The 14,513-nt window shown below is 46.1% G+C and carries 12 protein-coding genes; 3 read left to right on the forward strand and 9 right to left on the reverse strand.

Going from position 1 to position 14,513, the window contains the following annotated elements; translation table 11 throughout:
- Positions 1–43: 43 nt before the first annotated feature.
- The 8 genes from MHN02_RS03785 to argC form a co-directional block, all read right to left on the reverse strand.
- Positions 44–898 (reverse strand): alpha/beta fold hydrolase, encoded by an 855-nt coding sequence (locus tag MHN02_RS03785; RefSeq protein ID WP_014948047.1) that lies wholly within the window; start codon positions 896–898, stop codon positions 44–46.
- Between the two features lie 144 nt (positions 899–1,042).
- Positions 1,043–3,280 (reverse strand): EAL domain-containing protein, encoded by a 2,238-nt coding sequence (locus MHN02_RS03790; RefSeq protein ID WP_239244623.1) that lies wholly within the window; start codon positions 3,278–3,280, stop codon positions 1,043–1,045.
- A gap of 218 nt (positions 3,281–3,498) precedes the next feature.
- Entirely contained in the window at positions 3,499–4,809 is a 1,311-nt protein-coding gene (gene argA, locus MHN02_RS03795; RefSeq protein WP_239244625.1) for an amino-acid N-acetyltransferase, read from the reverse strand.
- 18 nt (positions 4,810–4,827) lie between these two features.
- Positions 4,828–6,210: an argininosuccinate lyase gene (gene argH / locus MHN02_RS03800; RefSeq protein ID WP_239244627.1), complete on the reverse strand. Its 1,383-nt coding sequence runs from the start codon at positions 6,208–6,210 to the stop codon at positions 4,828–4,830.
- A 53-nt stretch (positions 6,211–6,263) separates the two neighbouring features.
- Entirely contained in the window at positions 6,264–7,475 is a 1,212-nt protein-coding gene (locus MHN02_RS03805; protein WP_110289422.1) for an argininosuccinate synthase, read from the reverse strand.
- A gap of 37 nt (positions 7,476–7,512) precedes the next feature.
- Positions 7,513–8,424, reverse strand: coding sequence for an ornithine carbamoyltransferase (locus MHN02_RS03810; RefSeq protein ID WP_014948051.1), 912 nt, complete (start codon positions 8,422–8,424; stop codon positions 7,513–7,515).
- Positions 8,421–9,266, reverse strand: coding sequence for an acetylglutamate kinase (gene argB, locus MHN02_RS03815; RefSeq protein WP_239244629.1), 846 nt, complete (start codon positions 9,264–9,266; stop codon positions 8,421–8,423). The genes MHN02_RS03810 and argB overlap by 4 nt, the downstream gene beginning before the upstream one ends.
- Complete coding sequence (gene argC, locus MHN02_RS03820) at positions 9,263–10,276, reverse strand: N-acetyl-gamma-glutamyl-phosphate reductase (protein ID WP_239244631.1); 1,014 nt, start codon at positions 10,274–10,276, stop codon at positions 9,263–9,265. Before argC ends, argB begins: the two co-directional genes overlap by 4 nt.
- Before the next feature lie 613 nt (positions 10,277–10,889).
- On the opposite strand from argC, the gene MHN02_RS03825 reads away from it, so the two are divergent.
- Positions 10,890–11,300, forward strand: a complete 411-nt coding sequence (locus tag MHN02_RS03825; protein WP_014948054.1) for a methylglyoxal synthase — start codon at positions 10,890–10,892, stop codon at positions 11,298–11,300.
- 53 nt (positions 11,301–11,353) lie between these two features.
- On the opposite strand, the gene MHN02_RS03830 is transcribed toward MHN02_RS03825, so the two are convergent.
- Positions 11,354–12,310 carry a hypothetical protein gene (locus MHN02_RS03830; protein ID WP_239244633.1) on the reverse strand — a complete coding sequence of 319 codons (957 nt, stop codon included), beginning with the start codon at positions 12,308–12,310 and terminating at the stop codon, positions 11,354–11,356.
- Between the two features lie 161 nt (positions 12,311–12,471).
- Here MHN02_RS03830 and MHN02_RS03835 point away from each other — a divergent pair, with 161 nt between their 5' ends.
- Positions 12,472–13,221 (forward strand): flagellar basal body L-ring protein FlgH, encoded by a 750-nt coding sequence (locus MHN02_RS03835; protein WP_014948056.1) that lies wholly within the window; start codon positions 12,472–12,474, stop codon positions 13,219–13,221.
- Between the two features lie 5 nt (positions 13,222–13,226).
- Positions 13,227–14,480 (forward strand): flagellar assembly protein T N-terminal domain-containing protein, encoded by a 1,254-nt coding sequence (locus MHN02_RS03840; RefSeq protein ID WP_239244635.1) that lies wholly within the window; start codon positions 13,227–13,229, stop codon positions 14,478–14,480.
- Positions 14,481–14,513 lie beyond the last annotated feature (33 nt).

Below are 14,513 nucleotides of genomic sequence, written 5' to 3' on the forward strand. Positions count from 1 at the left end.
GAGTTCGAGCGCTTTGATAAAAAGCGCTCGCTCGAGGGTAATATCACACATACTGATTAAAATAATTGGTGACCTTAGGCCATAAATGCTGACATTTACGGGAGAAAAACTTCATGTGACCTATTTCTTTTACGTTGTAGGCCTGTGGATCTAGCTCCTCAACTTCTGCTTCCATATTGGGGAAAACGCTAATCATATCGTGAACGTTATGAATATTAGCAATATCGTCGTCATTGGCGAGCAGCCATTTAGAAGGTATCTGAATGGTGTCGTAGTGATGCTCGTTAACATCACTGCCAAAGCCTGTTTTTACGTAGCCTTTACCGTTACACCATTTTTGCCACTGACGGGCCACTTTTTTAGGTAGTGGCTCTCCCATGCCGACCCACTGAGATTTAGTATGGCCGAACAGTAAATTACTCACGGGAATGTAGAAATTCATGAAGAAATGGGCTTTTAGCAAATAGCTTTTACGCATGTTTCTGAGACTGCCCGAAGAGCTACCAAAATTACAAAAGGCAGTAAGGTCGTGCACATTATGCATTAAACCCAGCAGCTGACCACCAGCACTATGACCGACAAGAAAGTAGGGGACGTTAGGGAAATGAATTTTCAATGTCTCTAGTACCGCTGGCATATCTTGCTCGCCCCATGTTACCAACGACGCATCGCTTTCTTTAACGCTGCTTTTTACCGAACCGCCAATACCTCTGTTATCGAAGGTGATAACACCAAAGCCTTGTTCACATAAATAGGCGGCAAAAGCGCTGTAGAATTGCCGTTTTATACCCGTTGCAGGGCCAATCATAACTGCAGCTTTAGCGGGGGAGTGTGGAGTGAAAAGTGAAGCTGCTAGATGAGTACCATCTTCACAGGTTACTTGAATGTCCTTTGTCATCGTCTTGCTCACAAGGCATACCTTAGTTTTCGTTACGCTTCTGGTCATACCAGTAAAGCGCCGATTGTTAAGATTTGCAATAGTACGACTATTTCAATTTCTGATAATTACACATGTTGAACGCAAGTCGCGATTTTCATGTTTTTATGCGCGTGCTTTTGCCGTCTTAACCCAATGCTCAATAGGAGCCGGTTTTCCAAATAAATACCCTTGGAAAATATTGAAACCCATGTCTTTAAGTACACGCAGCTGCGCCTGTGTTTCTACCCCTTCGGCAATGGTCTGCATGTCTAGACTCTTAGCGAGGTCTAGAGTCATCTTAACAATCTTGCGATGTCGTTCAGACGTTTCTACTCTTTCTACAAACTCTCTATCTACCTTTATAACGCTAGCAGACATATCAATAAGCTGGGAAAGTGATGCGTGACCAGTGCCGAAGTCGTCAATAATAATGGTTGCTCCTACATTGGCTAACGACGTTAGGCGTCGCTTAGTCTCGTAATGGCTGGCTAATACAGACGTCTCTGTTAGCTCTAATTTAAGGCGTGCTCCAAGCTCAGGGCTCTCTGAGAAGCGACGTAATAGCTTTTCATAAAAGAGGTCGCTAAGTAATTCTGGCCCCGATAAGTTAATCGCTAGGGGGACCTTGGGTAGGTTGCTAGGCCACTTGTCTAAAAGTGCCAAGGTGCCATCGATAATTTTTTGTGTGAACAGTACTTCCCATTTGTTTTCTTCCACCAAAGGCAGAAACTGAAATGGTTGAAGAACGGTACCAGACTTTGGCTCTTTCAATCTTGCCAGCACTTCGTAGCCCACCGTAACGCCATGGAGCGACACCTGAGGCTGCAAATACAAAGCAAGACACCCATTATCAAGAAGGGCCTTTACCTTATCTTTTTGTTGCGTATTTTCTCGAATAGTTTTCACCGTATTGATACTAAAGGAGATGTACGGCGCGAATTCATCGCTTTGGCTTAGCGCTATTGCGCAGCACTCGGCGGCCGCATCTAAACTAATTTCACGACTGGCATGATAATGCCCCGCTCGCCATTTCAGCATATGTTCTACAGTGCCTCGCGCTGAGTTGATAACCATGCTGGTGGGCAATCGACGCTCAAGATAATGTTCTATACTTTGTGTTGAAAGATGTTTGCCGTTTACGGTAAATAAGAATTTAGCGCCAGGAAATTGGTATACCGAGACATCATTTGTAAATTCGCTTTGTAAAAGTGACGCTACGCTTAAAAGCAGCTGATCACCTTGACTGTAACCGTATTGCAGGTTTACTTCTCTGAGGTTAGCCAGTTTCAGCAGGACAATATGTCGATTTAAAATACTCTCGCTCGACTCCGCTATTTTCCAAAAGTGATGGTTTTTCAGTCCCGTTAGTTCATTAAAATAGTGCTTCTCATACTGCTGCTTCTTGAATGCATCAAACTCCATCAAGCTTTTCTTATTGGCGGATATATCATGGCAGTGGATAAGTTGTTTTTTGTGATGCTCAAGGCTAGCAGGTTGAAGCTTAAATTCTCGTTCGGGTGCGTTAAAAATGGAAGCGTGTTGGTTTACACCCTTTGTAATGGGGTGAGATAAAGAGAAGAGATCTTGAATATATTCACTCTCTGGCCGGTACTTTTTGACTAGCGCTCTTGCAGCCTTGTTAGCCTGGATTATGCGCCCTTGTTCGTCACAAAAGAAAGACGGTGTACCACCATTGTTAAAAATTTCCTGATAACGGCTAACAAGTTTATTAAGCTTTTTGCTTTGTAATAAATTGTGCTCAGACTGTTTTTCTAATGACGACATGACCCGCAGTACAGCCATTGGAATGCAGAAATTGAAAAACAGGAAAATTAACGATGCTAAATACGTGTGGGTATCCGGCAATGTAATATCAATGCCGAACAAAGGAGATACTTGCGTATTGTTCAGCAGTAAATAATACGGAATGAGATTGAATAGCATGGTCGCAATGGATGCTTTCACCCCATACAAAACTCGAACAATAATAGGCAGCGTAAACAGCAAAAGTAAGCCATAACGCGCCGATTCTAAGTCTATTGTGAAGAAGAGTATGCACAGGGAAGCTCCAACTACCGCTAAAACTAAGCACGCAGAAGCGATCTTTATATGCTTCAAGCCTATCGAAAGTGTGGCGAAGAGAAAAGCAGTGAAGCCCAGCGTTAAGTACATAACATAATAAAGTTCCTGTACATACGCAGTATATGAAGAGTGCGCCACGATGGCCGAGGTAAGGACAACGCCAATGAGCAGAATAGTGCGCAGCACACTGAGGCGCCACACGTCAGCATCGGTGGTTCTTAGGTTATCTTCATCAAGTAAAAGATAGTGTTTTAAAATTCTTATTGTTCGAGAAATCACTAGTAAACCGCTGACGTTTAAATAAGTTCAATACTAGAGTGTTGCAAATAATTCACCGGAGTGAATGGTTTAATATAACCCTTTGCTAATGTGAGTGGTAGCAATAAACATAGTCATAACGCTAATATATTCAATATGATATAAAAAGGAGAGGGAAGTTTCCTTACTAATTAACAATAAGGAAACGTCTAAATTGATTGAGCTTAGTGCGTAGGGCCTTATACCGATAAAGTGAATACTTTAGAGTTACGCTGGAAGTTATACAGCTCTTTCTTCACGGCAGGTAGCGCACTTATGTCAGCAGGTTCAAACCCTTGCTCTAAAAACCAGTGTGCGGTAACTGTGGTCAGTACAAAAATGCTGTTAATACCGGCTTCTTTAGCACGGGCGCGCACTTCATCTAAAATCCGTTCGCCACGGTTTTTGCCTCGATAGTCTTGATGGGTTGCCACGCAGGCTAACTCGGCACAGCCGTCTTCAGGGTATAAATACAAGGCTGCACAGGCGATGATCATGCCGTCGCGCACTATCACTATAAACTGGTTAATTTCGTTCTCTAGACGCTCACGAGAACGCTTTACCAATACGCCGCTTTCTTCTAGTGGTTTTATCAGCTTTAAGATACCGCCCACATCTTCGATGGTCGCTGCACGCAGTTGTTCATAATGATGTTCCATTACTAGCGAGCCCGTACCGTCGCGAGTGAACAGCTCTTGAAGCAAGGCACCGTCCTTTTCAAAGCTGATGCAGTGGGCACGAGGCACGCCGGCAGCAACGCTGGTGGTGAGGGCACTTAACACCGTATCTTCGGTGGTAATGTCGCCTGCCATGATAAGCTGTTCTAATTGAGGGCGTTCAATGGTGCGAAGTAAACGACCTTCGCGGTTGTATACACCATCAAAATTCGAAAATACGATCAGCTTGTCAGCTTTAAGGGCTATAGCCGCCTGCGTAGCTACATCTTCGTGAGATAAGTTAAACACTTCTCCCGTTGATGAATAGCCCATAGGCGATAGCAGCACAATTGAGCCATCGTTTAAATGATCGTTAATGCCGGTGGTATCAATACGGCGCACTAAACCAGTGTTTTCAAAATCAACGCCGCCTCGCACGCCCATTGGCTTGGCAACGACTAAGTTACCCGAGCACACGCGTATTTGCGAGCCGTGCATAGGTGAGTTTGGTAGCCCCATAGTCAATAAGGCTTCTACCTGAGAGCGTACCGAGCCGGCGGCATCTTTAACGCACTCAAGGGTTTGCTTGTCGGTGATGCGTACACCGCTGTCAAAGCGACCTTCGATGTTGCGAAGGGCAACGCGCTGATCAATCTGTGGGCGGGCACCGTGCACTACGACCACGCGCACGCCCAAGCTGTTAAGCAGGGCAATGTCGTGAATAATATTAGGGAAATTAGGATGTTCGATGGCTTCGCCACCGAACATCAATACGAAGGTCTTTCCCTGGTGAGCATTAATATAGGGCAGTGAACTGCGAAACAGTTTTATGCCGTCATGATGCGCTAATACCATCTAAGCAGTTCCTTGTCGCTACCCTTGCTTATCCAAGTCTTCCAGCTCTTGATACAGTGCTTTCGTCACGGTTTCTTTGCTGGTGCCGCCCAAGATATTGCGTTGATTCACGCCGTACTCTAGCTGTAGTACCGGGTATACGTCGTCTTCAATTTTATCGCAAATAGCCTGCATGTCGCTTAGTGGTAAATCTTCAATGGCGCACCCTTTGTCGATGGCCTGAAGCACAACGCGTCCTGCAAAATCGTGGCCTGTTCTAAACGGTACACCTTTGCCTACCAAGTAATCGGCAAGTTCAGTGGCGTTAGAGAACCCTTGGGTTGCCGCAACACGACAGCGCTCTTCGTTTAACTGCAGTGAATCAAGCACTTCGCTGGCAATGCATAAACAAATATGCCACTGGTTTACGGTGTCGATAGCGCCTTCTTTGTCTTCTTGCATGTCTTTATTATACGCAAGTGGAAGGCCTTTCATGGTAACCAATAGTGCCTGCAAAGAACCAAACACACGGCCACATTTGCCGCGCATTAACTCTAGTGCATCTGGGTTTTTCTTCTGCGGCATAAGCGATGAACCGGAGGTTACGCTATCGCCAAGCTGTAAGAATCCTGCTTCGCCAGAGTTATAGAAAATCATGTCTTCGGCAAGACGTGACAAGTGCATCATGCTGGTGCTGGCTACAAATAAAAGCTCTAGCACAAAGTCTCTGTCCGATACAGCATCAAGGCTGTTTAGGCATGGAGAATCAAAGCCCAGTTCTTCAGCAATGGCATGACGGTCTACAGGGAAAGTAGTGCCGGCCAATGCGCCAGAGCCTAAAGGGCACTGGTTCATGCGTACTTTCAAGTCGTCTAAACGGCTTAAGTCACGCTTTAGCATTTCAACGTAAGCCAAGCACCAGTGTGCAAAGTGAATAGGCTGTGCACGCTGTAAGTGGGTGTAACCTGGGATGATCGCTTCTTGATGACGGCTAGCGGCATTAAGAAGCGACTTTATTACACCTAAAACATCAGCGCGAAGTGAGGCAATATGTTCACGTACCCACAGACGAAAGTCGGTGGCAACCTGATCGTTTCGGCTGCGCCCGGTATGAAGCTTACGACCAATGTCACCAAGCTTCTCTATAAGCGCAGCTTCAACAAAGCTGTGAATGTCTTCTTCGCTAGATGCGTTAAAGTCTAGTTCACCTGCATCAGCTTTCGCTTTTAACTCGCTCAATGCAGACTCAAGCTGAGCTTGTTCATCAACGGTCAATACGCCTGCTTTTTGCAGCGCACGCGACCAACTGATAGAGCCTTGAATATCTTGGCTTGCCATAACTTGGTCAAACGGCAGCGAGTCGTTAACCTGTTTAAACATACTACTTGCACCGGATTCAAACCGGCCACCCCACAACGCCATGTGATGCTCCTTAAATGCTGTTCTGACTTAAGCTTTACTATTGTAGGTAATGCTTACTGTTCACCTTGTTTTTTCAATGCTTCGATACGACTTGAAAGGCTGAACAGGCGGATAAAGCCTTCAGCGTGCTTCTGGTCGTAAACATCGTCAGCACCAAAGGTGGCAAAGTCTTCAGAGTAAAGGCTGTTCGGCGATTTACGCTGGGTAACCGTAGCTTGGCCTTTATAAAGCTTAACCACGATATCGCCTGTCACTTTCTTCGCAAAAGACGCAGCGCCAGCAAGCAGTGCATCGTTAAGGGCAGTGAACCAACGGCCGTCGTACATCACGTGTGAGAACTCAAGACCAATCTGCTCACGGTATTTAAGCGCAGCTTTATCGAGCACCATAGTTTCTAGGGCTTTATACGCTTTAAGCAGTACGGTGCCTCCTGGTGTTTCATAACAGCCGCGTGACTTCATACCTACAAGGCGGTTCTCAACAATGTCGATACGTCCAACACCATGCGCCGCAGCAACAGTATTAAGTTTAACTAGCGCTTGATACGGCGAGAGTGCCTCACCATCAACATGAGTCAGTTTACCTTCGTCAAAAGACAGGGTTACGCGCTCAGGTGTGTCTGGTGCATCTTCAGGATCAACGGTCATGGTCCACACTTGCTTGGTAGGCTCTTGCCATGGATCTTCAAGCTCACCGCCTTCGTGTGAAATGTGCCATGCGTTTGCATCGCGGCTGTAAATTTTTGTTGCTGACGCCGTGGTTGGAATATTGCGCTCAGCTAGATAAGCCAATAGATCTTCACGGCTTACCATGTCCCATTCACGCCATGGCGCGATTACCGTAAGGTCTGGGGCTAGGGCAGCAAAGGTACTTTCAAAGCGGACCTGATCGTTACCTTTACCTGTACAGCCATGGCATAGTGCGTCGGCACCTACTTTGCGCGCAATCTCAACTTGCGCTTTGGCGATGACCGGGCGTGCCATTGACGTACCCAGTAGGTATTCACCTTCGTAAACTGCACCTGTAGTAATAGTTGGGAAGATATATTCGCTTACGAACTCTTCTTTCAAATCAACAATGTGGCATTCGCTTGCGCCAGATGCGATAGCTTTTTCATGAAGACCTTCTAGTTCTTCATCACCTTGACCCACATCTGCTGCAAACGCGACAACTTCACAGCCATAGTTTTCTTTAAGCCATGGAATGATGGCTGATGTATCAAGCCCGCCTGAATAGGCCAGCACGATTTTTTTAACGTTTTGCATCTAAATAATCCTTCTAAGCGTCTTTGTAGGCGTCTTTTTAAGCGTTAAGTAATTGAGTAAGAATGGCGTTTTGGCCATGCATTCTATTTTCGGCTTGCTGCATTAATAGCGATTTATCGCTATCAATCAACGAGCCCGTAATTTCTAAATCGCGATGGGCAGGTTGGCAGTGCATAACGTAGCTAGCACCGGTTGCTTCCATCAACGCTTCGTTTACCTGATAAGGCATGAACTTTTCTTTGATCACTTCAAGTGGCGTCTCGTCACCCATTGAAAGCCATGTATCTGCATAGATAACGTCTGCACCGTTAGCAGCACTAAGCTCTGTGCTTTCAACAATCGATACACCCGTTTTCTCGGCAATCGCTTTGGCTTGCGCCACAATTTCAGGTGCCGCTTCGTGCCCCTCTGGCGTGACTACAACTTGGTTGCAACCTAGAAGCGCCCCAACAATTAACAGAGAATGGGTTACATTGTTGCCGTCGCCTACATAGGCCATGGTAAGACCTTCGGTTTTGCCGAAGCGTTCAAACATTGTGAGGTAGTCGGCAAGGCCTTGGCACGGGTGGTATTTATCGCACAGCGCGTTGATAACCGGCACGTTTGCCGCCTTAGAAAAGGTTTCTAGCGTATCGTGAGAAAATACGCGAGCGACTATGGCGTCAGCCCAGCACGCAAGGTTAGCGGCGGTGTCTACTGCGTCTTCACGGCCTGCTAATTTGCCCGACTGCACATCTAAATACACCATGTGGCCGCCAAGCTTGTTGATACCAATATCGAAGCTAACGCGGGTTCGCAAAGACGGCTTTTCAAACAGGGCAACAATTGACTTCCCCGCTAGCACGTTGCTGTAACTTGCTGGGGCTTGTTTAATTTCTACAGCCAATTGCAGCAAGTTTTTCATTGCGTCGGGTGTCCAGTCTGCAAAGGTTAGTAGGTCCTGTTTCATTGTACTTCTCCGGCATTGCCTTTTGTAAAGTCGGTGTGGGGTAAATCAGCGTTTTTTGACGGTGTATTTGTCAGTGCTGAGGGCAGTATTTGCGTGCCCGTTTTCTTATTTAAAATGTCGTTGATGTCGGCGGCCCAACTCGCGATGTAAACTGCGCGGCCTAAATTCTCTGCAGACGCGAGTGCCGCATCCACTTTTACTTTCATCCCGTCGGTGATAACGCCTTCATCTGCGTACTTCGATATGCTTGCTGCGTTAAGTTCGCTAATAAGCAATTTGTCGCCATCAAGCACACCGTCAACATTGGAAAGGAGTAAAAGTTCAGCGTTAAGAAGCTCGGCAATAACCGTTGCGGCTTGGTCGGCGTTTACATTTAGTAATCTGCCTTGTGGGCTTGAACCAATAGAACTGATAACCGGTAGTGTTGACTGGGCTAATACGCTTTTTAGAAATGATGCGTCTGCTGTCGACGGCACGCCCACGGCACCATACTGGTCAGCTAGAGGCTCACACACCACCATATTACCGTCTAACAACGACAAACCAACAGGGGTTAAGCCTGAAGCCAAAGCCGCTGCGCATAGCTGCTTATTGGCAGAGCCTGCGAGGGCTCCACAGATATAAGGCATATGTTCATCGGGCGTAACCCGAAGGCCATCTATTTTTGTGCTTTGAAGACCAAGACTCGCCATTAGCGTTTCCACTAATGGTCCGCCTCCGTGAACCACTAAGACGGGGCGTGTGGCCTGCACGTCTTTTACGCTTAGAAATAAACGTGTCATTGCGGCGGTGTCGTCGAGTAATGCACCGCCAACTTTAATTACAATTGGTGAAACACTCATAGTACTAACCCTGTCTCTACTGGTTGTTTCGTCATTATGTTAAGGCACTGTATTGCCTGAGAGGCAGCACCTTTCATTACGTTGTCGATTGCAGCGGTAATCACTGCGTATCCAGATGCTTCATCTAATTTCCAGTGCAGATCAACAAATGGGGTATGAGCAACGTCATCAATTTTTGGAAAACTCTTGCGCAAACGCACAATGGGTTTATCAGCATAGGCGTCAGTGTACGCTTGTTCAAGTTGTGCGCTGGTGGTACCAGCTTTAACCTTAACGGTTACGGTCGCCAAAATTCCTCTTTTAAAATTACCTAAGTGCGGCGTAAAGATAACGGGGGTACCCAAGTAAGCTTCAATTTCAGGGGTATGGCGGTGACCTAGCACGCCATATGCTTGCAGGCTAACCTCAAAAAAGCTGGTGTTTAGGCTGGCTTTCCTGCCTGCACCCGATACGCCGGAAACAGCGTTAATTACTGGGCGTACGCTTTCATCTAGTAAATTATTGTGAGCAAGAGGTTTAAGTGCACTAAGGCTCGCCGTGGGGTAGCAACCCGGCACAGCGATAACGTCGGCAGAGGCAATTTGCGCTTCATGCCATTCGGCAAGGCCGTAAACAGCTTGAGCCAAGCTTTGCTCTTGCGTATGTGGAAAGCCGTAGAACTGTTCGAAGACATTCGTGTCTTTTAGCCTGAATGCACCCGACAAATCGAGCACTTTGGCTTTGCCCGAAGATAGGACAGGCATCCAGTCGTGGCTCGCCTCGTGAGGAGTGGCAAGAAAGATAAAATCGACACCGTCAGCCATTTCTTTTAATGCCGCATCCGAAATAGGCGTCAGTGTGGCATTAACGTGAGCCAAGTTGCCGTGAAGCTCTGCAATATTTTTACTCGCATCGCTACTATTCTCAGATACGTAAGTCCCCGCTAATGCAAGTTTAGGGTGCTGAATAACTAACTGAACAAGTTGTGCCCCTGTGTAACCACTGGCACCAATAATCGAAACGCTGTACATAATTAAAAATTCAATAAAAGGAGAAAAAAAACACTTTTTACCTTTGTAAACTGGTTGGGCGTAAATCCTTGCCTAACCGCTACCACATCACAAAGGTAAAAAGTGTGCTACCGCAAAAGCATAGAAAGGCGCACGCATCGTCGTACGCTATGCATCGTGTAGCCAGCCAGGGGAGAGGTAAACTCTTTATCGTTGCCAGTGGTTGAACCAACAACGCGAGTTGGTTGTGTCATCATCAATTCCTATCAAGTCGCAACTCAAAATTATGAGTTGGATGCTTTAACCGTCGACTAGTGTATCTAATCTGAATGTTTATGCAATAAAAATGTATAAATATTTTACTGGGTGATTGCGGCGACTACCCCACAAAAAATATAACTAATAATATATTTATAGTTGTGACAGTAAGTTGACAAGTTACGCAATAGAACTGAATATTTATACTCACTGTATGGCATGGTTGAGTGGAAATGTTTACCAGTAATGCACGTCGTTCATCATTAATGCGTAATATGACTAGTTACAGTGTCTAACTATGCAAAGCTGGTAAATTGTTACAGTATGTCGACAGTGGCCGTGAGTATTGGTTGTTAGGATTAACTCGGAAAATAAAATGGGCAAACTTACCTTGGCGCTTGTTGCGCACGATCATAAAAAGCCTGAGCTACTTGCTTGGGTTAAGCAGCACATTGATGTGCTCAAACAGTGTAATTTAGTGGGAACAGGCACAACAGGCGGTTTAATTGCCAATGAAACCGGGCTAGAAGTTACGCGCTATAAAAGTGGCCCGCTTGGAGGCGACCAGCAAATAGGAGCGCTCATCGCTGAGAATAAGCTTGATGCACTTTTCTTTTTCTGGGATCCGCTAAATCCTGCGCCTCACGACCCTGACGTTAAAGCGCTGCTACGACTGTGTTCGGTATGGAATGTGCCAGTTGCCTGCACACCCGCCACAGCTGACTTAGTAATAACGTCGCCGCTTTTTTTGTCACCCGACTACAAGCCAGTTAAACCGAATTTTTAAGATTGGTTAAGTCAACGGCCTTGTAGTTTGGTGGGCAGAAGCTGGTCTTTAGGTTAATTGAAACCTCGTTGAACGAACTGGTAGGCAGCATCTGCTGCCTTGTTGGTTATTCCGGCGGTTATATCATCAGTCTGAATAGATGCGGTGGCATCACTCGCCTTCGTTTGTGGCGCACCTGAAATATTAGCACTTACCTTACTGTCGATGCTTGGATTGCTAAAAACTGACGCGAGTAAAGACTGCCCCATCGACCACATATTGTTTGAGATGCTTTGTCCTGTCACATTCTCTACGGTCAAATCGATAGCGTTATACATTAATCCGCCTATTCCGCCATATAAAAAACTTCCCGCCAAGCTTGCTGCCGCGGCCGTGTGATTTGACGTGGTTGCTTCATAAATATCCGAAACTATGGGTAGGTGATTTGCAATGTTTAACGCATCAAATCCGTCTTTAAGATCAAGCCCATCGTCTCCGAAAGCGCCGGAATACAAATTATCGAAGAGTGTTGGAGTAGTATCACTTTGATTATTGGCAGCCGCGTTGCTATCACCATTTCCCAGAACGCTAGTAGTAGCATTTACGGACGTATCATTGTTGGTAACTAGCGATTGAAATACATTGTTTTGCAATGCATTTAACAGCGTGCCTTGCATGGTGGCAATTGCATCATCCGATAAAACCCCATTGACGCTACTCGTACCAGAGAGCAAAGGTAATGCGTCTTGAGCATCGCTTGCCGTATCGGTAAGTATATAAGGCTGTGTTGAGAGATTAGCTTCGCCTGATATTTTGCTGTCGAATGCATCAGCTTCATTCGGTTGATTCTCTATTGCGAGTAGCGATGCGAACAAAGACGGCAAAGACTGGCCGCTGGTTGCCGCTTCATTGGCTACTTCTGTTGAATTTGCCGATTTATTTTCAATGTCAGCAGTATGTAAACCAAATTTTGAAAGTAGTGCGCTGACGCCATTTTCAGCAGTGTTAGTTGTTGTGTTTTCTAAGGCCAAAACATCCCCTTACCCGCAGGCATATATTTGATTTGTAAAGGTTTTGCAAATAAGTTAAGCGAACGAGATTTCTTTTAATTTGTTCGTTTACACTTGCTCCTGTTAGGTCATGGATGGCACTTAATTTACACACTGCATAAAAACTAATACTGAGCAATGTCATGAAAGTTCGATGCCATATACACACACTAATCGCAATCTTTACACTTGGTGGTTGTGCCCAAACACTCACTGACGAAGAACAGGTTGTTCAAAGTAGCCCTACCAACCCAAATGTGTCGCAACGAGCTGTAAAGCCTGTTGAGGAAGAGCCGTCTCCCGGCGATCCCCGTTACTCACCCCCTAGGATGGAGCCAACGTCGACCTTGCATGTACCCACGGGGTCGCTATTTAATCCTGAGCACTCTGTAGGGCTTTATGAACGCCACGCAAGCTTCAAAGTGGGGGATATGATTCTAGTTAAGCTTGAAGAACAGACGCAGTCGGAGAAGTCGCTCGATTTTAATACAGACAAAAACACATCCTTTGATTTGTCTCCCGTCACACTAAAAGTGGGGGGAATTCGAATTGACGAAGATGACGTTGAGGTGGAGCACGAACAGGACAGTGAGTTCGCCAGCTCTGCTAAAACTAAGCAGTCAAACTCGATGAGTGGGAGCATTACCGTGTATGTTACGGGAATAACGCCAGCAGGGAATTTACTGGTAACGGGTGAAAAGTGGATAACGATGAACAGAGGAAAAGAGTACATTCGCTTTTCAGGAGAAGTCAGAAAAAAAGATGTGGATGAAAGTAATACCGTATTGTCTTCAAAAGTCGGCAACGCGTTAATTGAGTATAGCGGTACGGGTGAGCTGCAAGATAATCAGCAGCGAACAGTGATTGGCAAGCTGTTTTCTATATTTGGATAAGCGCGATGAAAGGCACTATTTTGCCAAGCTTACGCATCAGTCTTACTGCTTTGCTGGTACTACTTCCTTCTTTGGTTACTCCGCACGCATGGGCTCAATGGGTACAGGGTGAAGCTACGATGGCACTCGCTGGCGCAGAACTTAGCGACGTGAGAACCAGCGCCATACAAAATGCTATTGCTGATGCGGCTTTTCGCAGTGGCAGTACCATTTCCGCGCAGGATATCACGGTAGACGGGCTACTCCTTTCCAGCAAAGCCGAAATTCGTTCTCAGGGCAGAATTCAAAGAGTAGAGATCATAAGCGAAACACTCAAAGATGACGCGCTTACAGTGGTGGTGAATGTAAACATTACGCCTCTGTTCAATTGCACTAACAACGGACTTGCCCATCGCATTTTAGTGACCGAATTTCCTTTAACATCGCCTCAACAGGCCGCGACTGGCATGCTCTATTCATTTGGCAGCCACGTGTCTCAACGATTTGCTCAGCAACTCAACGGTCTTTATCAAAGTGGAGATGTAAGCCAGATTCCTGTTTCCCTTATTAACGCTAACACCTGGTTAACCTCCAGTATGTCAGACATTGATTTAACGGCTATGTCGACCTTTCTGCGAAGTGAATATGGGCAGCAGTTCGTGGTATTCGGGTTTGTAAAGGACATTTCTCTTTTCGAACAGGTGTCGCAGGCTACCTCGGTATTTGAAACTGATGGTGTCGCGCTTCGCCGGAATTTTACCGTTCAGGTTTACGTGCTCGACACTTTCAAAGCCAAGGTGATTTTTAATGATAGCTATCACAGCGAGGCCGATTGGCCCTTTTCTCAACATTATTCGGTGGATATGAGCAACAGCTTGTTGTGGCGCAGTGATTTTGGGCGCATGGTCCTCAATACGGTACACGCTGCTATTACTGACATTCACGCGGCACTTCAGTGCGAAACGACTTATGCGCAGGTCATTGATATCTCGCCTGACTACATTGCTATAGATCTGGGTAAAAATAGTGGGTTAGCCGTGGGCGATGAGTTTTCATTGGTTAAGCAACGGGCGCTGCCTGCGTTGGGCTTATCAAGAAAGCCGGGACTGTTTTCAACGAAGACTTTGACTTTGCAGGTGTACGAAGCTTCTGATGACGTCAGCTTGCTTAAAGCGGAGTCAGGTAGTGATAGCGTACATATTGGTGACTTTGTCACGCCGTTAACTCTCTCGGCGAAACGTAGTTTAAAAGAAAGTCAGCAGGTTGGAAGCCAGCCATAAAAAAGGCTGGCCAAGGCCAGCACTTTTTACGGT

Source organism: Alteromonas sp. CNT1-28, from assembly GCF_022348345.1.
Lineage (GTDB): Bacteria > Pseudomonadota > Gammaproteobacteria > Enterobacterales > Alteromonadaceae > Alteromonas > Alteromonas macleodii.